The sequence below is a fragment of the Shimia sediminis genome (genome assembly GCF_003990645.1).
In the GTDB taxonomy this organism is placed as follows: Bacteria; Pseudomonadota; Alphaproteobacteria; order Rhodobacterales; family Rhodobacteraceae; genus Shimia; species Shimia sediminis.
This window is the reverse complement of the sequence record NZ_RYZK01000002.1, coordinates 1-25907: the sequence shown is the minus strand read 5'-3', so window position 1 is coordinate 25907 and position 25907 is coordinate 1. Positions and strand designations below refer to the sequence as shown.

At 53.6% G+C, this 25907-nt stretch carries 23 protein-coding genes and 1 tRNA gene; 5 read left to right on the top strand and 19 right to left on the bottom strand.

The genetic code is table 11. The annotated features are described in order from the left end of the window. Positions 1-54 precede the first annotated feature (54 nt). From EK369_RS04700 to EK369_RS04690, 3 genes are all read right to left on the bottom strand, one after another. Entirely contained in the window at positions 55-666 is a 612-nt protein-coding gene (locus EK369_RS04700) for a sugar transferase (RefSeq protein WP_127112551.1), read from the bottom strand. Then, a complete protein-coding gene (locus tag EK369_RS04695) occupies positions 663-1541 on the bottom strand; it encodes an NAD-dependent epimerase/dehydratase family protein (RefSeq protein ID WP_164726872.1) in 879 nt (292 codons plus the stop codon). Before EK369_RS04695 ends, EK369_RS04700 begins: the two co-directional genes overlap by 4 nt. 85 nt (positions 1542-1626) lie before the next feature. After that, positions 1627-2559, bottom strand: coding sequence for a glycosyltransferase (locus EK369_RS04690; RefSeq protein ID WP_127112549.1), 933 nt, complete (start codon positions 2557-2559; stop codon positions 1627-1629). 325 nt (positions 2560-2884) lie between these two features. On the opposite strand from EK369_RS04690, the gene EK369_RS04685 reads away from it, so the two are divergent. The 3 genes from EK369_RS04685 (at position 2885) to EK369_RS04675 (ending at position 6624) form a co-directional block, all read left to right on the top strand. After that, positions 2885-3373: a hypothetical protein gene (locus tag EK369_RS04685; RefSeq protein ID WP_127112548.1), complete on the top strand. Its 489-nt coding sequence runs from the start codon at positions 2885-2887 to the stop codon at positions 3371-3373. Further along, entirely contained in the window at positions 3374-5395 is a 2022-nt protein-coding gene (locus EK369_RS22275; protein ID WP_127112547.1) for a DUF4214 domain-containing protein, read from the top strand. Between the two features lie 113 nt (positions 5396-5508). Then, positions 5509-6624 (top strand): DUF2793 domain-containing protein, encoded by a 1116-nt coding sequence (locus EK369_RS04675; RefSeq protein ID WP_127112546.1) that lies wholly within the window; start codon positions 5509-5511, stop codon positions 6622-6624. 73 nt (positions 6625-6697) lie between these two features. Here EK369_RS04675 and EK369_RS04670 read toward each other — a convergent pair whose 3' ends face one another. From EK369_RS04670 to EK369_RS04625, 10 genes are all read right to left on the bottom strand, one after another. Further along, a complete protein-coding gene (locus EK369_RS04670) occupies positions 6698-8110 on the bottom strand; it encodes a mannose-1-phosphate guanylyltransferase/mannose-6-phosphate isomerase (protein ID WP_127112545.1) in 1413 nt (470 codons plus the stop codon). A 60-nt stretch (positions 8111-8170) separates the two neighbouring features. Further along, entirely contained in the window at positions 8171-8983 is an 813-nt protein-coding gene (locus EK369_RS04665; RefSeq protein ID WP_127112544.1) for a hypothetical protein, read from the bottom strand. A gap of 259 nt (positions 8984-9242) precedes the next feature. Beyond that, complete coding sequence (locus EK369_RS04660; protein ID WP_127112543.1) at positions 9243-10181, bottom strand: class I SAM-dependent methyltransferase; 939 nt, start codon at positions 10179-10181, stop codon at positions 9243-9245. Then, complete coding sequence (locus EK369_RS04655) at positions 10178-12757, bottom strand: glycosyltransferase (RefSeq protein WP_127112542.1); 2580 nt, start codon at positions 12755-12757, stop codon at positions 10178-10180. The genes EK369_RS04660 and EK369_RS04655 overlap by 4 nt, the downstream gene beginning before the upstream one ends. A 4-nt stretch (positions 12758-12761) precedes the next feature. Continuing rightward, positions 12762-13778: a GDP-mannose 4,6-dehydratase gene (gene gmd, locus EK369_RS04650; protein WP_127112541.1), complete on the bottom strand. Its 1017-nt coding sequence runs from the start codon at positions 13776-13778 to the stop codon at positions 12762-12764. Between the two features lie 127 nt (positions 13779-13905). After that, positions 13906-14745, bottom strand: a complete 840-nt coding sequence (gene rfbD / locus EK369_RS04645; protein ID WP_127112540.1) for a dTDP-4-dehydrorhamnose reductase — start codon at positions 14743-14745, stop codon at positions 13906-13908. Continuing rightward, the gene (rfbB, locus tag EK369_RS04640; protein WP_127112539.1) at positions 14742-15779 is read right to left on the bottom strand and encodes a dTDP-glucose 4,6-dehydratase; all 1038 of its coding nucleotides are present in this window, start codon (positions 15777-15779) and stop codon (positions 14742-14744) included. Before rfbB ends, rfbD begins: the two co-directional genes overlap by 4 nt. Further along, positions 15776-16345 carry a dTDP-4-dehydrorhamnose 3,5-epimerase gene (rfbC, locus tag EK369_RS04635; RefSeq protein ID WP_127113246.1) on the bottom strand — a complete coding sequence of 190 codons (570 nt, stop codon included), beginning with the start codon at positions 16343-16345 and terminating at the stop codon, positions 15776-15778. The genes rfbB and rfbC overlap by 4 nt, the downstream gene beginning before the upstream one ends. Positions 16346-16430: 85 nt before the next feature. Next, on the bottom strand, positions 16431-17096 hold the full coding sequence (locus EK369_RS04630) for an ABC transporter ATP-binding protein (RefSeq protein WP_127112538.1): 666 nt from the start codon (positions 17094-17096) through the stop codon (positions 16431-16433). Between the two features lie 14 nt (positions 17097-17110). Next, a complete protein-coding gene (locus tag EK369_RS04625; protein ID WP_235871344.1) occupies positions 17111-18316 on the bottom strand; it encodes a KpsE/RkpR family capsule polysaccharide export protein in 1206 nt (401 codons plus the stop codon). Positions 18317-18412: 96 nt separating this feature from the next. Between EK369_RS04625 and EK369_RS04620 the strand changes: the two genes are divergently transcribed. Continuing rightward, positions 18413-19279: an ABC transporter permease gene (locus EK369_RS04620; protein WP_306461205.1), complete on the top strand. Its 867-nt coding sequence runs from the start codon at positions 18413-18415 to the stop codon at positions 19277-19279. On the opposite strand, the gene EK369_RS04615 is transcribed toward EK369_RS04620, so the two are convergent. The 4 genes from EK369_RS04615 to EK369_RS04600 all read right to left on the bottom strand — a co-directional run bounded on the left by EK369_RS04615 (position 19269) and on the right by EK369_RS04600 (position 23761). Then, positions 19269-20159, bottom strand: a complete 891-nt coding sequence (locus tag EK369_RS04615; RefSeq protein WP_206198031.1) for a Stf0 family sulfotransferase — start codon at positions 20157-20159, stop codon at positions 19269-19271. The two genes, EK369_RS04620 and EK369_RS04615, sit on opposite strands and share 11 nt — an antisense overlap. Beyond that, the gene (locus tag EK369_RS04610; RefSeq protein WP_306461204.1) at positions 20156-20902 is read right to left on the bottom strand and encodes a CatB-related O-acetyltransferase; all 747 of its coding nucleotides are present in this window, start codon (positions 20900-20902) and stop codon (positions 20156-20158) included. The genes EK369_RS04615 and EK369_RS04610 overlap by 4 nt, the downstream gene beginning before the upstream one ends. Continuing rightward, complete coding sequence (locus EK369_RS04605; protein WP_206198030.1) at positions 20883-23543, bottom strand: glycosyltransferase; 2661 nt, start codon at positions 23541-23543, stop codon at positions 20883-20885. Before EK369_RS04605 ends, EK369_RS04610 begins: the two co-directional genes overlap by 20 nt. A 142-nt stretch (positions 23544-23685) precedes the next feature. After that, a tRNA-Trp gene (locus EK369_RS04600) sits at positions 23686-23761 on the bottom strand. A 118-nt stretch (positions 23762-23879) separates the two neighbouring features. On the opposite strand from EK369_RS04600, the gene EK369_RS04595 reads away from it, so the two are divergent. Further along, positions 23880-24569: a lysophospholipid acyltransferase family protein gene (locus EK369_RS04595; RefSeq protein WP_127112534.1), complete on the top strand. Its 690-nt coding sequence runs from the start codon at positions 23880-23882 to the stop codon at positions 24567-24569. Positions 24570-24668: 99 nt separating this feature from the next. Here the strand turns inward: EK369_RS04595 and EK369_RS04590 are convergent, their stop codons facing one another. Next, positions 24669-25241, bottom strand: a complete 573-nt coding sequence (locus EK369_RS04590) for a lysophospholipid acyltransferase family protein (protein ID WP_164726868.1) — start codon at positions 25239-25241, stop codon at positions 24669-24671. A gap of 432 nt (positions 25242-25673) precedes the next feature. Then, positions 25674-25907: EF-Tu C-terminal domain-related protein (locus tag EK369_RS04585; protein ID WP_497707112.1), on the bottom strand; the 234-nt coding region annotated here is incomplete at its 5' end.

Below are 25907 nucleotides of genomic sequence, written 5' to 3'. Positions count from 1 at the left end.
AATGCTGGTTCCAACTCGGTTGATACGTTTTTTGCGGGCGTGTGTTTGCATTTGTCAGCAAGGCAGTATTTTGCGCAGGGTCTGCCATAGGATCCAAATGTCAAGCCTTAGGCTGCGATTGTTTGCGTAGATCTGATCCAGTCGCGCTTTGCGTGGAATACAAACGCGTACATAGGTTTCTTCGGTTTCCTGTGGCGTCTTGCAGTGCGACAATAGGCGTTCTTCATGTCGGTGGAAAACCAACGTGGCCAATCCAGTGACACCCGGGCGGCTTTGCAAGACGGGGCCATAGATTTTTGGGTAGCGTTCCACATAGTGGGGCAACGGAGGCCGCGGGCCCACTAGGCTCATGTCTCCACGTAGTACGTTCCAAAGCTGTGGGATCTCGTCCAGCCGAAGTTTTCGCAGAATGTGGCCAATCGGCGTGATGCGGTCCGCTTTGTCTCCACCTGTGACACCGCTATCTTGAAGGTCTGTACGCATAGTGCGCAGTTTCCAAAGGCGAAAAGAGCGGTCGGGCGTGCGCATGCGTTCGCTAACATAGAACACCGGGGGGCCATCAGAGATGGCGATTAGGAGTGCAAAAGCGATCACCACTGGCATCAGAATGACTCCGAGCGACAACGCAACAAAGATGTCAAACAATCGCTTGGCAAACGCGCTCACAGGGGGCGCCCTCCTGTAATACTTAGCCAGTCAGAGACAATGTTCTGCGGATGTGCATCCTTGGCGTGAAGGGATGTAAGGCTTTGAAGCAAGCTTGTGTCCAGTGTGAGAGATGCAGGAAGGTCGGGTGGCGCTGGACGGGTTGAGAACCGGATATCCGCGGCTTTCAGAAGCTCTGCCATATCCACAGGTTCCGGCGCTGCCACGTTGATGCAGTTTGGTAATGGATCGCGACTGCAAATCAGTTCAGCAAGGACGCGTCCCATCGCAGTTGGGCCAATGTAACTGCGTTTCGGGCTCCGGCCGTCTGCAAAAACATCGAGGATCACGTCTCGTCGTCCAGGCCCCAGCAGTTGGTCTGCTCCGGCCACGTTCCCTAAACGCAAGACTGTTACGCCTTCATAGGCTTTGGCCATTTGCTCCATCGCAAGTTTAGAGGTCCCATAAGAACTACTCGGCCGCGTAAGCATAGACTCAATCCATCCGGATCCAGTGCCGTAAACCGCCGCCGTAGAGATTAAGAACACCCTTTTCACGTTCGCCCGAACTGCGGCCGACAAAGCCGCCTGTGCCAAAATGACATTCAACTTGTAGTCTGGATTCGACGTCTTGCTAGAAGGGGTGACCCCAGCCAGAACCAACATTGCGTCCATCCCACTAGCAAGGCTCGCGAGCTTCATCTCGTTGTTCAAAAGACTGATCTCAGTCGTATTCACGTTCGGCTCGGCTGGGAAGGAGGCCTGCAATGGGCGGTGCTGCCAATGGGGCAACACCCCATAATGGGTCCCGTTGCCCCAGACGCGTGCAAGCAAACGCCCAATACGGCTGTTGGAGCCAAGGACAAGAACGCGTCTGTGAGGGGCGAAAGGGGCCATTGGGTTAACTAAGGGCATTAACTGGCTTAGCAGTAGATAGAGGGAGTTTGGTGGGAGAGTATGGTTTCATACTATCAGTGGTGTCCTAAATGCGCCCGAGCATTGCTGCCAGATAGAATAAACAGGTATTGGAAACGCGTTGCCGATGCAAACCTGCACGCAGCATGGTCAAAAACCGAAAAACACCGCGACGCGTTCTCGCGAGTTTTTGCACGGTTTCTCGATAGCTAGGGTCAAGTTCACCGGACACCTCAACCAATGCGGCGAGGTTGGAATCTATCCACCGTCCATAGGTTCCGTCAAACACCAATCTTAGACGCTGGTATAAAGCTGCAAATCCCCTATGGGCACCGAGAAGGTTCTGTTCGTGTTGCCGATAGCATAGCACTGTGTGGTCATCGACTAGAACCGTCCCCCCAGCACCGGAAACCAATTGATAGAGCCACCAGTCGTGAAAGGGAACGTTGGCTGGAACCCCCGCGCGCCGCACCAATGCCAATCCGGTAACATTTAGTGCAGCACTGTGCCCACTTACGACGTTCTGGGTGAGTGCATTTGCAAAGCTCGGTGGGCGCCTAAGGGGTATAGAAGGGCCCATTGAGCTCAAGTTCGCGTCTGTGTGCGTACTCTGGGCACCGTAAAGCGTTGGCTGATCAGCCGGAGCTGTCGCCATGTATTCAAGGGCACGGGCAAGCTTTTCTGTGTGCCACACATCATCCTGGTCTGAAAGGACGACGTGGCATTGTGGAAGGTCGGCATGCGTCAACAGCGACAGGAAGTTTGATGCCGCGCCTTTTCCGGAACCCTTGATCAGCCTGACCTCGTGATGTCCTTTCCAGCGCATCTTCCAACGTTGCAGAATTTCAACTGTTGCGTCCTGCGAGCCATCGTCGCTAGCCCACAACTGCCAACACTTGTGGGTTTGCGCCTCAAAGGAAGCCAGTTGTTCGTCCAGGTGCTCTGCCCCGTTGTAGGTGCAGAGAAGAATTGCAACTGGAATTTCTGACTGGGGAAGCATTCTGCACGGTCTTTTCACGCATCGGATCGGTTCATTGTTCTATCTCTTCGGCGCGATCGAGGTCAAATCGTATCAAACTCAAATTCAATTTTGATTGATAGTCGCAGGGTTGCCGCATTTTGCCGCCAAATTCGACGTGCCGATATCCGACTTTTCTCTCTGTGCCGTGGGGGCATTTGGGTGAGTAAAGCGGGTGGTCAATTTAACGTTTAGCGGAACCTTTACAGGTGGAGTAGAAGCAACGACCGGAGGCATAGGGGACCTCGTGGTCTATCAGAGTGATGCCGGGTTGCGAGTTTACATGGTGTCTGCGGATGGTGGGTCTGTGTTCGTCTACGACGCCGAGAACAGCATGGCGCTTGTGGATCAATGGCATTTTTCCGGGACTGCCGCCCCCGGAACCTTGGCGCGATTGGTTCTAGATACAGATGAATCTCAACCAACATTGATGGTCTACGGAGTGGCTGGCGTCGGTATTCTTCAAAGCGACATCACTGCTGAGGGAACTTTGCAAGGCGCGCGGACATATGTCAGCAGCGAAAGCCCATTTTTGGCCACCGAGATAGTGCGTGTGGGGAGCCAGGAGTTCGTTTTCAGTGCCTCACGCAACGACGATTGGATCGTCTGTTGGGAAGAAGACCCCGGCGGGCAAATGCAGATCGCTGCGCAGGTTAATATCGGTTCTGATGGTGGGGTCGGAGAGGTTCGGGCAATGGCCCAGATTTCTCGAAGCGGAGAGAGCTTTTTGTTGGTGGCGTCTGGCGAGAACAACACGCTGACAGCCATTCGCGTCGATGAATCCGGTGATGCCTGAATGACGGGTCAACTCACTTCTGGACTTGAGATGTGGATTGAGTCGCCCACTGCACTTCATACGGCCCAAGTGGACGGAGAAGACTTTGTCTTGTTAGCCGCTAGCGGGTCTAACTCGCTGGTCGTGGCGCGGCTGGATGCCGAAGGCAATCTTGAGGTGGCTGACCAGGTTAACGACAATCGAGACACAAGGTTTGAGAGCATCACCGACTTTGAAGTTGTTGATGTTGATGGGCAGATCTTTGTGATTGTCGGGGGCGGCGATGATGGCCTGACATTGTTGCGGCTATTACCTGGCGGGCGGTTAATTCACGAGGAAACAATTAGCGGCTCCGAAACCATGCCGCTGGATAACATCAGTTCGGTCACGGCAATGGCCGTGGAGGGCGAGATCCGGATCTACGTCGCGGGAGAAAACGATCCTTCAATCGTGACGTTGCAAGTCTCAACTGAGCATTTGGGAGAGCAGCAGGTTGGCACATCTTTAAACGACATTTTGACGGGCGGGTCACAAGATGACGTTCTTTCTGGTGGTGACGGGAACGACACCCTGATTGGCGGTGAAGGCGAAGATACTCTGATGGATGGCCGAGGCGCCGATGTGCTTTACGGAGGTGATGGCGCAGATGTCTTTGTATTTTCCAGAGATGGTCAGAGCGACAGAATCATGGACTTTGAGATCGGCGTTGATCGCTTGGACCTTTCGGGACTTGGTAACGTCTATTCTCTCAGTGCTTTGCAGTTTGAAAGCACGGCCAACGGCGTGCGCATCACATTTCAGAACGAAACCATAGACATTGTCTCACACGACAACAGCCCCTTGGACATTTCCGATTTTTCGCACGCGGACCTTTTTGACCTTTGGCACATTACCAACGATTTGGAGCAGGACACTGGCCCACTTAATGTGATTGCTGGGGGTATGGGCTCTGATACGTTGTTGGGAGGAGGCGCGAACGACTTTCTTCGCGGAGACCCCAGCAACGGCGATTTTGATAGCGTTTCGGGCCAGGTCTTTCGCCTTTATCATGCGACGTTGGACCGTGATCCAGACGTGGCAGGTCATTCTGGCTGGACCCAGGAGTTACTCGGCGGGCAAACGCTAGAAGGAATTGTCTCGGGTTTTGTCAACAGCGTGGAGTTTCAGTCCAAGTACGGATCGACCACCAACACCGAGTTTGTAACACTGCTTTATAACAATGTACTTGATCGTGATCCCGAAGCGCAGGGACTCACAAACTGGGTAAATGCGCTGGAAAATGGGGTTTTGACTCGTGAGCAGGTGGTACTGGGATTCTCTGAGAGTGCAGAGTTTCAAGCTGCTACTTCTATTCCCAGTTTAACCTACAGTTGGGCAAGTTTTCAGGCAGGCTGGACAGACAACGTGTTCCGCCTCTATCAAGCTGCGTTCGATCGTGCGCCAGATCTTGGAGGATTGACAAACTGGACTGCTGCTCTCGCCAACGGGATGACACTTGAAGAGGCAGTTGCAGGATTTGTGGGCAGTGCAGAGTTTCAGCTCACTTACGGAGCAACAATGAACACGCAGTTTGTAACGCTGCTCTATAACAACGTTTTGGATCGCGATCCTGACATGGGTGGATTAGCGGCTTGGGTTGACCAACTTGAGAGCGGAACTCTTACCCGAGAGCAGGTTGTTATAGGTTTTGCGGAGAGTCCCGAATTCATCTCCAACTCTTTCGAAAGCCTAGTGACATACTTAAGGGAGCTGGGCGAGGGAGACCGGCTGTCGGGTGGTACCGGCGAAAACATTCTTTTTGGCGGCTGGCAGGCTGACACCTTTGTGTTCAACGCTGGCCAACCTGGGTCGCACGCCGTGATCGGCCTCGAGGCATGGGACATGATTGAGTTGCAGCAATTTAGCTTTGCTGACAGCGAGGCTGCTTTGGCAGCACTAAGACAGGTCGGAGATGACGTAACCCTGAGTGAAGGTAACATAACAATCACCTTTGAGGGCACGCAGGTCTCAGAATTCTCAGTGGATATGTTTGTTCTCGTTTGATCTCTGCACAGATGCGAAGCCGTTGCGCAATCGCTTGGTTGAGCGTTCTGTTGCCTAGGTGGCCGTTAAGCCGATGACAGTAGACCCTTTCTTCAGTAATTTTGGAGAGAGCCATGTCCGACGCAAGCGCGATACTGTCGCTTCCCTTTATCCAGCCATCACAAGCGCAAAAGCATGTCACCCACAATGAAGCACTGAAAGTGCTGGACGCCATTGTGCAACTGGCCGTGATAGAACGCAGCCAGACTGCACCGCCCACGCTCGCCTCGATTGGCGACCGCTATATCGTTCCACAGGCTGCAACGGGAGCCTGGGCTGGCAAAACCAATGACATCGCTGTTTATGACGGTGCGAGTTGGATTTTTTTAACTCCATTGCCGGGTTGGCGTGCTGAGGTGATTTCTGAATCTGAGGAGGTCGTATTTGACGAGGTTTCAGGTTGGCAAACAGGGGTTCAACGCCCATTTTCAGCCAATCGCCTAGGTATCAGCGCTACGGCGGATGCCACAAACCGATTAACTGTTTCATCGGATGCGACGTTGCTCAACAATGCTGGCTATGGGCATCAACTGAAGATTAACAAATCCTTGATGGGTGACACGGCAAGCATGATGTTCCAGACCGGGTACTCCGGGAGGGCGGAAATCGGATTGGCTGGAAATGATGATCTATCTATCAAAGTCTCTGACGATGGTGGGGCATGGTCTACCGGCCTGTCCATCGCGGCTGGCAGTGGCGCAGTGACTTTTGCTCAGGATGTGACGATTTCCGGCCAGGTTCAGGGCGATGCAGTCATGCAGAGCGCAAATGATGTCACACCGGGCCGTCTAATGAGGGTCGATTATGGCTACTGTCCGGGCAATCTGCTGGGGCCCGTTTCGCAGTCAGGCGCTATGCCGACTGGCGCCGTACTTGAAAGGGGGAGCAACGCTGATGGTGAATATCTGAAGCTTGCTGACGGAACGCTGATATGCACAAGCCCGGCGTTTGTCGGAGACGCGACGACGCCAATCGGTGGGCTGTTTCGTTGGGTGGCAGGACAGACGTGGTCATTCCCGGAAGCGTTTATTACTGCGCCGCATATTATGCCGGGTGCAACACAAGACTCTGCTCTGTGCTGGGCCACCGCGCAAACAGCATCGGCTACATCGGTCATTGTGAACATGATGTCGGCCACTTCTGCAACAGGGTGTTCCGCACAGTATGCTGCCATAGGTCGCTGGTTCTGAGTTCATAAGGCATTTGCGCTCCACAAGTGCACCTAAGAAGGGTCCAGTGGAGCGCCTTAAATTTTGAGAACAATCAGCTTCGGGAGTAGACATCCTCATACCGGACGATGTCATCTTCACCAAGGTAGCTACCCGTTTGAACTTCAATCAGTACCATCGGTACTTTGCCTGGGTTTTCCATTCGGTGTACCGCGCCAAGGGGTATGTAGATTGATTGGTTTTCAGACAAGAGTGTGATTTCGTCGTTCACCGTTACTTTTGCGGTGCCGGCAACAACAATCCAATGTTCAGAACGGTGTACATGGCTTTGCAGACTCAAAGCCGCGCCGGGATGAACATGGATGCGCTTAACTTGAAACCTGTCAGCGAGGATCAAGGTTTCAAACCACCCCCATGGACGGTGATCCACAGGTAATTGAACTGCCTGTTTCGCGCCGCGCGCATTGAGTGTCTGCACAGCTTTCTTGACGCTCTGCGCCTTGGAAACGTCAGCCACCATTACGGCGTCAGGCATTGCAACAGCTACGATGTTTTCCAACCCAATGCCCACCAATTCGATGGCTTCATTTTCTGAACGCAGAAGCGTGTTTTTGCAATCAATTGCCGTGGCATGTTTTGTGACAGCATTTCCAAAAGCGTCGTGAGGCGACTCCTGCCAAACAGCTTCCCAACTGCCGAGATCCGACCACGCGCCGTCAAAGCGCGCAACGCTTACGTTCTTGGCCTTTTCCATGATCGCATAGTCAATCGAATCTTCCGGAACCTGTGACCAGAGATCAGGATCAATACGACAGAAACCAAGATCGATCTTGGATGCATGTACAGCGGCTTTGACAGTACCATGGATTTCGGGTGCGTGATCAGCGAAGGCCTCTATCAGCACACTGGCTTTGGCCAGAAAAACTCCCGCGTTCCAAAGATTTTTGTCGTCTTGCAACAAGGCTTGGGCTTTGGTTGAGTCGGGCTTTTCAATGAACCGTTCCAACGATTTTACACCGGGATGGGTCTGCGGACCGCTTTCCAGCCAGCCAAAACCAGTTTCCGGCCGGGTAGGGGTAATACCAAAGGTAACAATCTGACCTTCCTGAGCGGCTACGGCTCCTTGCAGAACGGCCTTTCTGAACAGGGCAGCGTCTGGCACAGCGTGATCGCTTGGCACCAAGAGCATCATCGCTTCCGGGTCTTGATCGTGTAAGTACAGGGCCGCGGCAATTGCCGCAGGCGCTGTATTGCGTCCGTCCGGTTCGATCAACACGCCGGTTGGATCCAGCTGGCAGGCCGCGAGCTGTTCTGTCACGATAAAACGGAACCTGTCCCCGGTGACCGCCAGTGGATTGGCAAACCCGGCACCTGTGAAGCGACGCGCAGCTTGTTGAAACAAGCTTTCGGGCCCGGTGATTTGTGCAAACTGCTTGGGATAGCTTTGTCGGGACAGCGGCCAAAGCCGAGTGCCGGCGCCGCCGCAAAGGAGAACGGGTGTAATCATACGGTTAATATTCCTTTACTTTCCACCGTTGTCCATCTCATCCCACCAAGATTTGTAACCCTATGAAAACTGGCTATTGGGCTGCCTTATTGGTGACAAAATCCGGTGAATAAAGTCTGTGCTTTCGCAAGTTTGAAATTCCAACATCCGAGCTTCTGGAACATCGCTTCCCATGCAAATGTTGTAAACTTCATTCACTTCATTTCGTGTCAGCTTCAACCTGTCCAAAAGCTCGAACAAGTCGGAAGAGTAGTGTCGAAATGTCGAAACGTCTCTACGAGTGTGCACGCCAACGGCCTGTAGACGGGTTACATTGCGGTGTTCAATTCTTTCGCCATCAACTTCTGCAAGGGCGGTGCGAATGCGATTTGTTGAGACAGTCTCGCCTGGTAAAAAAAAGCGCACGGCATCTGCGAGGCTCCCTTCGGGGTCGTCCAAGAGCTGGTCGTAGTCTAGTTTCAGGAGATTTTTGTTTGAAGGGGGCTCAATCCATTTCCGCAAGAAATCCTGGTAACGATCGAATTCATAGCTTGCAAATCGACGGAAAGCCAACGCGCTATCCTCATTGCCGTTTCGCACGTTTAGCTCGTAGTTGGATACGACAGATGCTGAAAATTTCCGATATTGGACTAGGTACTTTTGATTTGAAATCAGCGGAACATCCAAGTCAAAGTCATGGCTTTTTGTGAAATGTATTCGGCCGGCATACTTGCAGGGAACTGTTTGGCAACAGGCATCGATCCCGTCCAATTGAGGCGGCGGCGCACCATAGAACTGGCAGTATTTGAAATCGGGCCCAAAGTAATGTGTCAGCAATCGCACCAGCAAGTGGTGTCCGCTGCGTGGCCAACTGACGCCAATTACGAAATCCATTTAGGCTCCCAATTCAAAGTCAATGTCTCGTGTTATTGCCCATCAGGCACATCTGATGAAGTTGCGGGAACATCTTGATACGGCCACGATTGTAGATCACCCAATTCCATGGTGCCAAGCCGTTCCACGGCATTTCGGTATGCATTTGAAGGCTATGGAAGAAGAAAGCATGCGGTTTGCAAAAGATACGTCCGATTTCGAAGGAGTGGTCATGGCCAGGGTAAGATGGCCGAGAGAAAGGTATTGAAGAAAACATGAACTAGTCATTAATGAATGATGGATTGGCCCACATCTGAACCCCATTAATGCGCAGTTCGGCGGCGCCCGAAACCACTGCATGTGACACAGCACGGTCCATTTCCAACCGCCATCCGGCTGTCTCGAACCAATCGAAAAGCCATCCTTCATTGCTGCGGCTGTGCGTGCCAATCAGGACACGTTTCACGTGGGACGACAAGGCAGGAAAATTCCCCTCAACAAACTCGCATTCCGCACCTTGGATATCGATGTGCAGCAAATCAATTGGCTTGTCGCCGGATAACTGAGGGAGTGTAAAGCAGTTGAGAATCTGCCAATTGTCTGGTTCAGCGCGAAACTCTTCGATCTGTTGTTCATCGGGACAGAATACAGCCTGACCACCCCAATCACTTTCCCCTTCAATACTGACAGGGAATGCGGCCAAGCCGGTTTGCGGAGCTGCGATGCCTAAATGCAGATGTACATTGTCACCCGCAAACCCGTTCATTTCCAACGTAACCCGCGCATTTTCGAGGTGGGATGCATTGACGTCGATCCCAATTAATTCGACGGACAATCCGCGGCTACGGGCAGCAACCCCCATGTTGGTCAACCAGCATCCCCAGCCACAGTCCAACTCTACAATGCGATAGGTATCGCCAGCCAGTTCAACGCTTCGCAGCGCCGAAGCCCATTCTGCGATGTCTGCATGCCAGTTTCCAGGCAGAGGCAAACCTTCGATTGTGCCCGCCAGTGGCGCGAGAATTGATGGATGAACTTGAGGAGGGGTTAAGGTGCCAAGAAAGTTTGTGACCATGTCCGGATGTGCGGATCTATCTTCAGCTTGAAAGCTTTCGAGTACCTTAACCGCGTCGAAGTCACAGAAGTATGCCCAAAGCGCAGCATAAATGCGTTCGGTCTGATCCTGAGATGCGATACGGGCTGCTTCCAGGTCATTCATTTCTGTCGTTCCGAATTTTGCTCCTGCTCGGACAGTTCGGTCAGAATCTCGCGCAAACGCTCTTCGTAGCGTGCCGAAATAGCCTTGGGCGCAAAGTGCTGTTGTACGTAGTCCCAAGCGGCTTCGGCCTTTTCAACACGCGCCTCCGGTTGTTCATAAACAGCGCGCATCTTTGCGGCTGCATCGTTCTGATCCGGCTCGGCCCAAACCTGTCCCCGGCGCACAAAGATGTAGTCATCTTCCAACAGCGGAGTTTCTTCGAAATCGACCATCCAAGCTGTTTCATCATTGCAAAACTCAAGGTTCCCAGAATACCCAGTGCAGACCACTGGAACCTTAAGATTCATCGCTTCAATCATGCCAAAGCCCCAGCCTTCGGACTTGTGCAAGGAGATGTAACAGTCTGCGCCTTTCTTGAGACGCAAGAGGTTTTCATATGTCAGGGTTTCGTTCAGCACCTGAATGCGGTGATCCCCTTCAACAATGGTTTCTACCTGTTTCCAGATGCGACCCTGAACCGGATCCAGAACATTGTCCCGGTTTTGGGTTTTGACGATCAGCCGAACGTCGCTCATGCCTTCAAATGCTTTTTGGAAAGCGCGCAGAACACCAATGGGGTTTTTTCTTTGAACGAATGAAAAGGAGTCAAAGGCGACCAGGAAAACAAACTCGTCTCCGGTCAGGCGAAAACGCTTTGTCACAAAGTCCCGCGCCTCTTGGCGCGTCAGGTTCGGCACCTCTTCAAAGCACATGCCGACATTTGTGACCGGCTTGCCCGTTTCGGGTTTGTAAATTGAAACCCCGTACTCAGTTGACACCCAAATCTCATCCAGCATTTCCATACCCAGATAGTGACAGGATGCAGGCGAGTTCAGTTCCCAAAAGAAATAGCCGATATTATAGGCATCGCTGAATACATCCGGCTCATAGGCAAATGCCAACGGAATGGATTCCGCGTTGAGGTGTATCAAGTTGATTTTGGCGCGCTTGTGGTCAGAAAGGGCGCCAACCTTTGAAAAGCCTTCGGGTGCAGGGTTGTCCAAGCCAAAATCAACGGCGTTTATGCTTAGGCCGGACTGTTCCAACGCAGTCTGCGAAAGGCGCGTTGCCTGTCCCAGGCCGGATGCCTTTTCAAACGGGCCAATCATCTGGACATCGACGGTGTCAGTGTCCTCTGAAACTGCTGGCAATGCCGCTGCCTCGAACCTATCCCCCGATGGTGTGACGGATAAGAAGCTTTGACTGGTGAGGTCGTATCCTACATTCCTGAGCAACGACTGATATCGTGCGTAGGTCATCGGATGTTCGGGGGCGTTTTCTCCGGCCAAAGCAGCCACAAACTGTGCAAACGGCGGCTCCAATCCATCGTGGCTTTCAAATGCAGAGAGCAACGATCGACCGGGGATATATCGCAACAGGTCTGGTCGTGTGACAGCCATAACCATGAGCGCCAAAGTCAGCGTTTCTCGATCGCTGGTGTTGGCTGGATTGAGGAACTTGTACCCTGGATTTTTTCTGTAAAACAATTCCAGAAAGGTACTCATCGGGTACAGATCGTCTCTACGGTTGGGGTGAACCGCGCGTAGCATGTCCCGAAAACGGCGCGGCACCAGGCAGTCTTCGAAATAGCGTTCACGAGCTTCGTGGAAAGCCCACCAGTAAAGCGCATCGTTGAACCAGTTCGCGTTGGCCAGATCAATTGAGTTCAATAGAGGGCGGTTGTGCATAAGCCGCCACCACATGACACGGCTCAACGTGTAAGGCAGTCCACCCATAGTAACCGGTGCGTTGAGGTATTCGATCACGTCTTTAGAGAGGGGGATTCGAAGACCATGACGAAGGCGAGCGTAGTCGATCAAGTACCAGTTCAAGCAATGATCAAAATCGCCAGGGCTGCCATCGGTGTCAAAGCGCCGATCCAACTTCATTCGACGTTTCATGAACTCAATGTAAGCTGGCAGCTTTGTCGCTTTGTCTTGCAGTGGCATATCGTCTTTGCCAAAGCTTATGTGGTCGAACATGGCTTGGTGTTTTGTGAGTTTGGGCAAGGGCGCCAAAGCTGCATCTGCTGACAGCTCGTTGTCGAGTTTCAACAAAAGCTCCAGGTCGCCATACAAAAGACTGTTCAGTGTTTTGATCTGAGGCGACTTCGCATTGAAAGAGCCAATCGGCCGTGCGTCAAAGAAGTGTTTGCCAATTTCAAAGTTGCTGTCGTCCAGAACGTGCACACTTGCCTCACCGCCATTGGCAATGATGGTTTCGAGGGTCGTGTCATCAATGGGAAAAGCGAAACCGCTTTTGCCGTCGCCATATCCCGCCGCTTGCACATCTGGCCGGTTTTGATTGGCCACTCGGGTTGCGATCATCCCGCCATCGACAAACAAGCCGACGCGAAGTGGGTCATGCTGTTCCTTGCGCCGAACGACCCAACCTTGCAACACGCCACCGCCATAGCCATCGACGTTGCCGCGATATGGTGTGGAAAGCTTCTTGAGATCGTCGGTGCTGCCGCTGAGGATGCGGCCAAAAACGCGTCTGGCACGCTCAAGTTGTTGCTTTGCCGAGAGTGGCGCCATTGGGTTACCTCAAATCGTCATAGTCGGATTTTGCCATCATTTCAGCCAGTTCCCGGATCTCAACAGTAGCCTTCCAACCCAGCTCGGCCTGTGCTTTCGAGGCGTCCCCAATCAACAGGTCAACCTCGGCAGGGCGGAAAAACTGTTCACTGACTTCGACGACCTTCTGGCCGGTCTTCTTGTTTATGGCGATCTCGTTGACACCTTCTCCGTCGAACTCCAACTCCATGCCCAGGCACTCTGCAGCGAAACGCACGAAATCGCGAATGGGCGTCGTTACCCCAGTCGCCAACACATAGTTGTTAGCTTCTTCTTGTTGAAGCATGCGCCACATGCCCTCGACGTAATCTCCGGCAAATCCCCAGTCGCGCTGGGCTTCAAGGTTGCCGAGGATCAAAGGCTGTGCTGAACCTCGTGCGATTTTTGCCAGTGCCATTGTGATTTTGCGGGTCACAAACTCTTGGCCACGCAATGGGCTTTCATGATTGAACAGAATACCGCTCGAGGCATGCATTCCAAAGCTCTCGCGGTAGTTCGTTGTGATGTAGTGCCCATAAACCTTGGATACGCCATACGGAGAACGCGGATAAAACCTTGTGGTTTCACGCTGTGGAACTTCCTGAACGAGACCAAACATCTCTGACGTTGAAGCTTGGTAAAACCGTGTCTCGGGATGGTAGGTGCGCAGGCTGTCCAGAATACGAACGACCCCAAGCCCATTGACGTCGCCAGCATAAATCGGTTGATCCCACGAGGACCCAACAAAGCTTTGTGCGGCCAGATTGTAGAACTCATCAACGGGGTTGTCGCGGATCAGTCGTGTGATGTTGTTCATCTCGCTCAGATCAAATTCGCTTAGGCGAACGTCCTGCAAGATGCCCAGTTTTTCCAAGCGCAGCGTTTCCTGATGGGATATTCTGCGAACACCACCGTGCACATGATAGCCTTTTTCCAACAAGAGCTTGGCAAGATAGGCACCGTCCTGCCCGGTAATTCCCGTGATAAATGCCTTTGAGGTCATTGCTGGAGGCTCCAAAAACTAAGAAAGCTACATCAGTTCGAACGCATAACGAGCTATTTCAAAGGGCGCAACCCGAGAGGGCAGCGCCCGAATGTGAATGCAATTTTAGGGCCGTAGATCGTGTTCTTTAGAGATTGCGAAGTATAAGTGCCAAACTGGCTTTCCAATCTGGCTGAACAATTCCAAAGTCGTCACTCAGCGTGCTGCAATCCAATCTCGAATTTAACGGGCGTTGTGCGGCCGTGGGATACTCTGTGGTTTTAATGTCGTGAACCCGGACGTCGCGTTGGGCCTGTTTGAAAATCTCTCGCGCAAAATCGGCCCAACTAACCGCTGGCGCTCCGCAATAATGATATGTCCCGCCCATGTGTTGGGTTGAGATCATATGTCTCGCCATAATAACCAGGGTCGCAGCAATGTCGGCTGCCGAGGTAGGACCACCAATCTGGTCAGCGACCAGATTAAGCGTTCGGTGGGTCTCTGAGAGCCGCAGCATGGTTTTGACAAAGTTCGTGCCGTGTGCGGAAAAGACCCAGGACGTGCGCAGGATCACATGCGCACCACACGCTGCGCGCACCCCGTTTTCGCCCTCTAGTTTCGAACGGCCATACATGTTTATCGGAGTGGTGGCAGCATCTGTTGCAAGAGCCTCATTTCCAGATCCGTCAAACACATAGTCCGTCGAAATATGTAGGAACGGAATGCCCCTTTGCGCCGCAGCTTGCGCCATCTGGGTGGGTGCCGTTCCGTTGACGAGCATGGCGAGCGCTGGTTCTTCTTCAGCCCGATCCACAGCAGTATAGGCCGCTGCATTGATCACGGCATCGGCGTCAGTTTCAGAGATCAACAATGCACAGGCTTTCGGATCTCTTAGGTCCGCTTGATCTCTCCCAAGCGCCGTCACCCCAGGAAATTTTTGCAACTCGGTGGCTACTTGCCCGGTCTTTCCGAAAACCAGAACCTTCATGTTGTCCCCAGCCTCTGACCGACCCCAGAACGTGATTGCAGTGGCCGCCACCAGGTTTCGTTGTCCAGATACCACTCAACTGTCTTACGCAGGCCGTTCTCCAGTGAAATGGATGGTTGCCAACCCAGCTCCTGACGAATTCGGGTTGGATCGATTGCGTAGCGCAAATCGTGTCCCGGTCGGTCGGCGACCAATCGGATCAGATCGCGGTACGGGTTGGTCGCAGGCCGAAGCTCGTCCAGAATGGCGCAGATCATATGTGCCAGATCAAGGTTGCCCACTTCGTTTTCACCACCGATATTGTAGGTCCGACCGGTTTCACCAGACTTTAGAACATGCAAAAGGGCGTCGGCGTGGTCCTCAACATAAAGCCAATCGCGAATGTTCTTACCAGTGCCATAAATTGGTATTTCTTTGCCTGACAACGTGTTCAAGATCACCACAGGGATCAGTTTTTCCGGGAACTGATAGGGGCCGTAGTTGTTCGAACAATTCGTGATTACAATTGGAAGCCCATAGGTTTCCCACCATGCCCGTACCAGATGGTCACTGGCCGCTTTCGAGGCTGAATAGGGAGAGTTAGGCGCGTAGGGCGTCGTTTCGGTGAAAAAACCTGTGGCGCCAAGGGATCCATAAACCTCATCCGTCGAGATGTGGTGAAATCGAAAGCTGTCAGCGCGGCCTGAGTTTTCCCAATATGCGCGGGCTGCTTGCAGCAGATTGAAGGTGCCAGTCACGTTTGTCTCGACAAAGACCCCGGGGCCGTCGATGGAGCGGTCGACGTGGCTTTCTGCGGCCAGGTGCATCACCGCATCTGGTTTGTGGGCCCGAAACACATGTTCCAAGGCTGCAGGATTGCGGATATCTTCGTGAACAAATGTATAGGATGGATTGTTTGCCACCGAGGCCAAGCTATCCAGACAAGCTGCATAAGTAAGCGCATCGAGATTGACCACGTCATGCCCTGCTGCAATGGCCTGCCGTACAACGGCTGATCCAATGAAACCCGCCCCTCCGGTTACCAATATCTTCATTGCCGGGGTCCCCATGTGAACGGAGAGTCAATTTCCTTTAGTGCGGGGGCGGCCTTATCCTTGTCGCTCAAGAAGACACTCGAAAGGTCCACGCCCCAGTCAATAGCAATATCTTTGTCATCAAAACGCACCGCACGATCACAATCAGGGCTATAATAATCCGTGCATTTGTACAGTACTTCCGTGTTGGGCCGCAGGGTCACGAACCCATGCAGAAATCCCTCAGGAATCAACAGTTGGTGCCCGTTTTCGGCGCTGAGTTCTTCGGCAATCCAATGACCGTAGGTTGGTGACCCTTTGCGGATATCCACGGCTACATCCAGCAAAGCGCCGCGCCCGCAACGGACCAGTTTGGTTTGCGCATGGGGCGGGCATTGAAAGTGTAGGCCACGAATTGTGCCCTGACGTTCCGAAAGCGACTGATTGTCTTGCACAAATTCATGGGTAAGGCCGTGTTCGGCCATCCGGCTTTGATTCCAGGTTTCGCAAAAGAAACCACGGTCGTCCCCAAATCGTTTTGGCGTAATTCGCAAAACGCCCTGCAATGCGGTTTCTTTGATTTCCAGCACGCTCAGCTCCTTGTCGTAGACATCTACGTGTCAGTTGGGGATTCCATTACTTTAGGCACAAACCGTCAAACGCGCGCGATTTTCACCGATTAACTTGCCTCATGTTTCGGTTATGCAAGGCAATCGCCTCTTCAATGTCGTCAAAATATGTCAGGTGCCCGTTTTCCAGTACCGCACCGGCTGTGCACATATCCCGCATTTGATCTGGAGAATGTGTGACAACTACAGCGCCGGCGTTTTTCATTCTGGCCTTGAAAACTTGGGCACTCTTTTTGCGAAAGGCGGCATCGCCGACCGATGTGACTTCGTCGACGAGATAGGTATCAAAGGGAACCCCCATCGAGACTCCAAATGCGAGGCGCGATTTCATACCTGCGGAGTAGGTTCGGAAAGGCAGGTGAAAGTGTACACCCAACCCGGCGAAATCTTCGACGAAGGCCACAAGCTCGTCAGTATCAACGCCATAAATCCGTGCAATAAAGCGGGCATTTTGCGCCCCTGTCAGGTCGCCATGAAATGAGCCGGCAAATCCAACTGTCCAGGAAATTGTACCCGTCGAGTGTATGCGGCCTTTGGTGGGGTTCATAGTTCCGGCGACCATGCTCAGCAGTGTCGACTTTCCCGCGCCATTGCGGCCAAGCAGGCCCACCGACACGCCTGAAGGAAAAACCGCGTTGATCCGTTCGGCAACCACTTTGCTGCGGCCGTTGATAACAAATTCCTTTGTCAGATTCTCAAAACGGATCATGGGCGAGTGTCCGACTATCGGCGGTCCTTGAGCGAATAGCCGACCAATGCGGCAATCGACCAGATCAAGAACAGGAAAAGCGAGATCAAAGCCAGCAACAAGCCCCGTTCCGGGAACCTTGATGTCTCGGCTTCGGTCGGGCGCATGTAGGCGGCAAGATAGCGGCTTTTGCGGCGTGCCTCGGCAAGCGATGCATCATATGTGGCGAGGGCCGAGATATAGGTTTTTTCTGCAAATTCTCTTTCCACAACAAGGCGCTCGTACTCACCGATCAAGTCGGCAAACACTTGGCTTACCGTCCCGTCGCTTCCAACGCCCAGCTTGTGTCGTTCTGCTGCTATGCGGTCTTCGATAACCTTGACGCGGCGCAGACCTTTTTCAAGCCGCGGGTCATTCTCTCCAACGCCTTCACGCAATAGATCCAGTTGAATCAGTGTGTTTGCCAGTTGCGCCTGCAAGGAGCCGATCAATTGCGATTGGCTTTCCACTTCGATTGAGGGATCAACCAGTTGATGCTGATTGCGAAAGGCCAGTACAGCCGCTCGGGCACTGGTCAGGCGAACCTTTGCCTCGTCCAATTCTTCGCGAGAGTATCGGATCGCATCCTCGCGCGCGATGGCGCTCAGATCATTGATCATTTCCGAGCTTTCGTTGAACAAGGTTGTTGCGATCCGCGTGGCATCCTCCGCGGAAAAGGCCAGAACCCGGACCTCGATCAAACCGGCGGTACGGTCGTAGTAGATTTTGACCATACGGTCCCAGTAAGCGATCAAGTCCTCAATGCTCCCCGACGGTTCAAAAGCAAAGAACCAGTCATCCTCGGGTTTCGACCAAAGAGCTTTCAAATCGAGTGCGGCATCCATATCCGCCACAAGTTTTTGGCTTTGGATGAACTCGTAGAGGATATCCGTATCCGTTGAACTGGATCCACTCAAGCCAGCCAGATTTCCCCCCAGAATGTCCAATGCCGACACGCTCTCTTCGTGCCGTACAGAAAACCCAACCGTTGAGGCATATTGATCTGCAGCGCGCACCCAAAGGTAAGCAGCCGTCAGCGCCGCTGGCAAAAGGACGGCAAGAACAAAGCTTAGCGCCAGAATTCCATGGCGCCTGCGCAATTTGGTTGGCCCTGCGGTTGGAGCGACATCAACGCCCGGAGTTGGGGCCTTTGCAGGCGTTGCCACAGGTTGGAGGCCGGGTTTTGCAGCCGGGTCGGGCATGAATGCATCCACTCCGATTTCGTTGAACGTGTTGATAGAGCTATAATAGTTCCGGTTTATTGACCAGAGGTAAGCCCAGGACACGACCATGGATGGATGGGTGCCCAGGCTATGATGTCTGTGCTACCACATCAAAGTATGAGTATGGATTCGACAACACCATCATTGCCTACACGTCGCAAGGGGTCCTATCCCAGAAGGCCCCTGGCCACTTTACGCGCGATTACCGCTTTGATCCTTCGTGAAATGGCAACAACGTATGGCCGATCACCCGGAGGCTATCTCTGGGCGGTCATGGAACCTGTCGCAGGAATTGCGCTTTTGTCGGCTGTGTTTTCAATCGGTTTCATTGCACCGCAGCTTGGGATCAGCTTTGCGATGTTTTATGCAACTGGTATGGTGCCGTTCTTGTTCTACGCCGATATCGCAGGCAAGATTGCAACCTCTTTGATGTTCTCCAAACCACTGCTGGCCTACCCCAGCGTTACTTATGTCGATGCGATCCTTGCACGGTTCATCCTGAATGTGCTGACACAGTTGATGGTCGCCTATGTGGTTCTTGTCGGGATTATGCTGACGCTCGAGACCCGCGTGATCCCGGATCTTTTGATTATAGTGCAGGCTTTTGCGTTGTCGGCCGCGCTGGCGCTGGGGATCGGTGTTCTGAACGCCTTTCTCTTTACAAAGTACAATGTGTGGCAGCGCGCTTGGTCGATCCTGATGCGCCCTTTGTTCATCATCTCCGGGATCTTCTTTCTGCCCGAGAGCATACCAGAACCCTATCAGGGCTTTCTGCTCTACAATCCCCTGGTGCATATTGTCGGCCTGATGCGCCGTGGCTTTTATGCCAGCTATGATGCCCCATACGTGTCTGTCACCTTCGTACTCGGCCTCAGCCTTACCTGTCTGGTGATTGGGCTTTTGTTGTTGCGGCGATATCATCGCGATCTGCTTAACAACTAGGGTCTGGCACCTCGGCACCTGTTCGGCGCAGCATTTCAAGGTATTGCTCTGCAATCCTTTTATTAAGAGCACCCGATTGAACTTTTAAGGCAGGTTCACGTACCGTGAACTCTGGGTCTGGTCTATTACAGAACTCTAGGACTTGGCGCAGGCACGTGTTCGGATCTTGGCACAACGCTTCGTATACAACGCTGTGACGCGGGATGCCCAGCATCTTTGCTATCAGCGCAATTAGATCGTTTTCCTGCCGTTGCGCTTGAATAATCCGTCCGAGGCTCTTGATGTCTACCTCAACATCTTCTGTTGCCATCCCGGGGGTCTGAAGGGATGTCCATTGTTGTGTTTTGTCTGCTATTAATAGCGAGACCGCCTGGGCTAGAAAATTCTCGCGATTGATATGCAGCATCCTGACTTCGGGAAACATAGTGAGGATGTTCCACTGTGCGAGCATTTGGACCTGATCCCAGGAAGCTTTCAGGCCCAATGCTTTGTGCCCGGTACAGCACGCATCCAGATGGCGAATATAGTCTGGAAAACACGATAGCCCTAGCGTGCCCATCTTGCGCAAAACAAAGTCATGGTTCAGGAACTCACCCAACCCAAAGAGCACGTCTGATTGCCGCATGTAGTCGGCAAGAAGGTTGGAGCCGGATCGATTGGTGAAAGCAAGCAAAATCAATGGCCTGTCAAAAGCCGGCTCCGCTCCGCCAAACTTGCACTGGGCAGCGGATAGTTGCTCCTCCAGCGCCCTCTGATGCACACCTTTGCTTCCAATGCGGGCTTGATAAGGGTCAGATTGAACGCCCAACGCCTGTGCCATGGTCGCTTGGTTTCTGGAACCGGCGGCTTGAGCGGTCAGGGATTTCAGCCAACCAATCACCAAGATGCCTCGCTCAGGTCGATAATAGTTGGTTCAAAGCGCGGACCTTTTTGAAGCTCCACAACCCCTGGAACAAAGGCGTGCAAGTTTGTGGGGTCCAAATGTTGCAACTGCCAAGGCGCAAACTGCCACCACTGACAACGCAACATCGGGGAAATCAGAAGAGGGTCGATTCTGTACCGTTTTATAACGGCCGGATTGCCGGCAACCACGGCATAGGGGGGCACATCCTTGGTGACAACGGAATGGGCGCCGACGACGGCCCCCTGACCGATTGTTACTCCGGCTGCAACATATGCACCGTGGCCTATCCAGACATCGTGACCAATGTGCGTGACTTTGACCTGGGTCGGAGGTTTTTTGACGTCCGGCCTAAAGGCCTTGTACTCATTGGCTCCCTCGAACTTGTTTCCAACGTTGAATAGGTTATCCTGCGCATAAAAGCTTGGGTTGGTCGAAACCCAGTCCATGGGGTGGTTCTGGCGGCCAATCTGTACCTCTTCCCCAAACGAACAATAGCGCCCGATTCTGGCGGCAAAACAGTACCCGGAAACCTGATACGAAAAGGCCCCTAGATGGAGCGAGTGTTCGTACTGCGTCCATTTCAACGAGCTCGGGGCCTCTAGCCGTGTCGCCGTCGGAAGAGTGATACTCGAGGTCAATCCCGGTCGATTCAGGACTTCAATACCCCGATCTTTCAGGGCGCGAATAGAGACAGATTTCTTACTCATGCCCAGTTTCATGACTTATCTCTGACACGAGGTCTAGCAGATTGTCCAAGTCAGGCATCCCATCGCTAATGGGCAGCACATGTCCATTTGGCGCGGAAGTCAGCAGATCGCCCTGAGCACCTAGGTCAAAACCAATGACCGGTAGCCCCGTAGCCAGAGCTTCATGGGTTGTGAACGAAAATGTCTCTGGCCAAACCGATGGGATCAACCAGCAACAAATTTTGTAGCGCACCACCAGATCAGGTATCTCTTCGACCCCATAATCGCCATGCACAACAGAATGCTTGGTCACCTGAAAACTGGGATCCAGATTGCCAATCAATACCATCTTAGCTGCGCGTATACGCGACAGCCGCTTGTCGAGTTTGGTAAGAACATGCGCGCCTTTGTGGGGGCCAATATTGCCCAAAACGCCGATAACAGGCACTTGCTCTGGCATTGAGGTTTTTGGCACTTGGGGGACAGGAGCCAACAGCGTGTGCGGGGCGACTGCAATGGCCCTGGCAAGGGCAGGATAAGCTTCGGCTACAAGATCGCGGCTACTTTGCGAGAACACTTCGATCCGATTGGCGGCAGCCAAAAGCCCGCTCCAAGCCTTACGCCACGCAGCGAGGTCGACAGGCGTCCCATTTGCGCGTCGAGCGATATGGGCGCGGTCTTTGGTGCCAGGCTCGGGGACACCTCGCCAAGATCCATCCGAATCCAGTAACGTGTATGATGGGCTAAGAGGTAGGTAGTCGTGAAACAGCACCTCGATACCGCCCACGGCGCCCTTGGCGAGCTTCAACAGGCAGCCCGGCAATTCAGCCGGGTCTCTGTCCCCGACGCCACAGGAATAGATGATCCGACGCTTGGGCAGAAATGACATCAATCGCGTCATGAACTTGATGTCGTCCGTGGCCCCTCGGGTAATCCCAGCAGCGCTGTGGATCTCTATCTGCCAGCGGAGTGAGCCGCCAACACGCAATACGACTGCTGCGCCTTGTCTCGTTATGTCTTGATCCACCCGACGCATCAGATCCATTTCCGCGCCGCCACCCATGCTATGACCGACATAAACCGGCACATTCGTAGCGCCGTTTGCTTCAGCTTCTGCCGAGACCCATGCCAGTCCCAGAACGATCCGTATGCTTAACAGGGGGTCATCGGCGATGAAGTCCTGTACCTGCTGGTCAAACCTTGGATATCGCCGAGAAATGAGCGCGCCATTATTGGCCAACAACTGCGTTTTTTGTTCGGATCCAAATGACGCACCGCCATGGTGCTCAACAAATAGGCGTGGCTGAGCGACATGGCGTCCGCCATGTTCGATGATCTTCTGACACCAATCGACCTCTTCCCCATATCCTGCGCCAAACGCCCGATCGAACTCTGGAAGCCAACGCAGGTAGCGCAATCCGAGGGCCATGCAAAAACCTACACCCGTCGGCATGTCTGCTGTACCTCGTTGCGCATCCCGCAAAAAAGAGCTGTCAGGGAGAGCGGCCGCGATTTCATCAATATGCTCAGCTACACCTTTGCTGAGCACATGTCGGGCGCATAGTGTTGGAACAGTCAGCAATTCCGCGTCGTTGGACATGGGCGTCACGCTGGCAATCGTAGGATCCTCGGACAGCGGCGCCGTCAAGCGTTCCGCCCATCCCTCTGGCACCAGAGCATCCGAATTCAGCACCACAACCGCCGCGCGGCTATCGTCTGGTTGGTCCTGAAACAACTCTAGCGCATGGGCGAAACCCCGGTTTACCGCACCGATGAACCCAAGGTTTTTCCCGTTCTTCAGCAAAGTGACGTGAGGCCCTTGATTGGTCGACCAATCACTAAGATATGGCGCTACCCGCGGATCGGTTGAGCCGTCATCGACCAAAACCATACGCCAAGACCCGTGCGTGTTGCGACTGACCCGATCCAGGGCTTCCTGCAAAACGTCGAAAGCATTGTAGACCGGCATGACGATCACAATGGGTGGCATCAGATGTGCCACGCTGGTCTTGCGATTCTCTGCCTCCGCCTCGTTGAAAAACGCTTCGTCCAGTCTCAGCGCGTCACCAAGGGGCGCGAGACCCAGGAGATTACGAACATCGGTCCGCGCTGATGGATCGTGAAACCGATACCACCGCACCGCGACTGGGATCGCACTCGCCAGAGCCCTGAAGAACCCGGGCAGTAGCAACAATTGTCCCCATAAGATCCGCACAGACGAGAACTCTGGCAACAGCGCAAACTCCATGTCCTGCCCATCGCCAAAGGCAATGCGTGTTTCACCACCGTCAAAGGGCAACTGCACGCCGAACTGCCGTTCTTCATAATCGTTGGGCACCTCAAGGTGCACAACGCGTCTCGCCTTGCCGTTTTCTGCAATGACTTGCTCGGTGTGCGCGGCACCCTTGATAATCAGATGATTATTTTGCAGCACGACCTGTTGAACGTGGCCGGGTGCAGGGCCTGTTTCTGCGTTCGTGAACAACTGCCGATCTGCGAGCGACAACTCGATTTTGAGATGCCGAGCAGAGTATCGGGTGAACAATCTTTTGATCCGTCCAATCACAAAAAACCGCCCTGCTGCCACCTTCATGTTTACAGCCGCCCAGATTGCTTGCCGTGAGCTGGAGAGGCCGATGATATGCGAATGCCACATTCGGTTTGCGAACAACAAGTGTTTTCCAACGATACGCGATGGTTGGACCACAACCCAATGCACTTAGACTATGCAAAGCCTGCATGCGATTTGCCAAATTTGAGCGGCATTCCTGTTCTGCCGCTATGAAAGCAAAACAACTACTGTTGTATCTGGAAAATGGCAGGGGCAGCAGGGTTCGAACCCGCGACCTACGGTTTTGGAGACCGTCGCTCTACCAGCTGAGCTATACCCCTATGGCCGCGTGTTTCCTATGCCACCGTGACGCGGGACTCAAGAGGAAAATGCGTCTCTACCTTCTGTTGCCCGTTTGCGCTTTACCTAGTAAACCACGCCTCGCAAAGGAGCGCCATTTTGAGCCTACGAAAAAAAATCGCCGACAGTCCGCGTGTTCAGCGATTTGTTGCAAGGCGTATTGAGTCTCTGGTGCGCCGGGCCTATCGCAAATCGACATGGGAGCGTATTGGCTTTGAGCCGATGGAGGCCTGTTTGCGCAATGGTGAACCCGTCATCGTTGCGCTTTGGCACCAAAGACTGATGATGTCGCCTTACCTGTTTCCGATTGAGTTGGGGAAAATCTTTACACTGACGTCTGGCGCCCGCGCCGGCCGGATGGCGGGCCTCTTTCAAACTCAGTTCGGAATGGAAACGGTGGCGATGTCGTCTAATAAGCGGCATGTTGCAATGTCCCGGGAGATTTTGGGCAAAATTCGCCAGGGGTATTCCATTGGCATTGCCGCTGATGGCCCCAGTGGCCCGGCCCGTGTGTGCTCCACTGTGCCATTGGTTTGGGCCAGGTCCTCAGGCAAACGCGTGTTTGTCGTGACGTTTTCTGCGGACAAAGTCGGCGAGTTGCCAACCTGGGATCGCATGTGGGTGCCCAAGGCCGGGTCCAACGGCGTTTTGATGTGTAAAGAGTGGGACATGGCGGTGCCTCGAAAAATGACCGAAGAGACCGAAGAAGCGCTGCGTCTGAACCTGCAGCAGGCTCTTGAGAACCTGCGTGAAGAGGCCGATTTGCGCGTGGGGCGTTCTCTGACCTAACCAGTTTCGTGGTCAGCCTCGAGGTTTCGTTTGCCTCACCTCCGCACGATCTAAGGAATCGGATTGGTTGTCTGGGTAGAGCGACAGGCAGGAGGTCTTTCAGCCAGCATCAAATACGGCCATCATCTTGGCGCGGAGCCGCGACACGTCCTCATCAACAGATACGCTTGGATCACACCTGAATGCCGGCAATACCTCGATCCTGATTGTGCCGCTCGCGGGAACGAATTTGCCCTTCGGCAACAGGCGATCCGAGTCCAAAATGACGATAGGGCGGATGCTGCGTCCAGTCTCACGCGCAACGACAACGGCACCAGCCTTGAAAGCGCCCAGAGATTCCGTTTTGGTTCTGGTGCCTTCCGGAAACAGAACCACTGATCGTCTGTCCGGCATCTCTTCAACGGCTTGCCGGAGCGTGTCCATGGCGATCTTCCCGCTGCGCCGGTCTATCTCGACCAACCCGGCGCCAGTGAACCCAGTGCGCAGCAGCCGCGCGTCAAAGAGTTCCTTTTTTGCGGCGAAAGTGAACCACTTTTGATCCGGAATCACATCCATCAACGTGAAACCGTCCAAATGGCTGCGATGGTTGATCACAATGATACTGCCGGTGTCGGTGGCCAAAGCGTCGCGTTGTGACGGCGCCAGGTGCACGCGAATGCTCAGCAGCCACAACAGGCGCGAGCAGGCGCGCTTGACCAGACGCCAATACCATCCGCGAAAGCCTGACCGCCTGGCGCAGAGCAGGGGGGCAAATGCCAGGAAAAGAAAATAGAACGGGCCAAAACAGATCAATGCTGTGCGCTTCACCATGCGTATCGCAAAGGGATCAATCGGTTTTTGAAGCGCGCCGTGTGCGGAAGGGGTTTCTTTCATAGCATCCTGACGCAAAGTCCTGCCCGGCTTTGGGCTGTGGGGTCATGAATTCCGAATACGCGTGTTCAGAGATCAGCGTCATGACTTGCGCCAGTGGCTCCACCGTGAGTGCAAAGCTCCAAGGTGTCTACTCGGCCAACGTGGCGAGTGGCAATGAGATTTACTAAACTGCAACCAAAAAAGGCCGCCCTGTTTAGGGCGGCCTTTGATTTGTTTCGGAGATGATCCGACTTATTCGACGATTTTCGACACAACGCCCGACCCAACGGTGCGGCCGCCTTCGCGGATCGCAAAGCGCAGGCCTTGCTCCATGGCGATCGGGGCGATCAGTTCAACGTTGAACTTCAGGTTGTCGCCAGGCATCACCATCTCGGTGCCGGCAGGCAGTTCAACAGTGCCGGTCACGTCGGTGGTGCGGAAGTAGAACTGCGGACGGTAGTTCGCGAAGAACGGCGTGTGACGGCC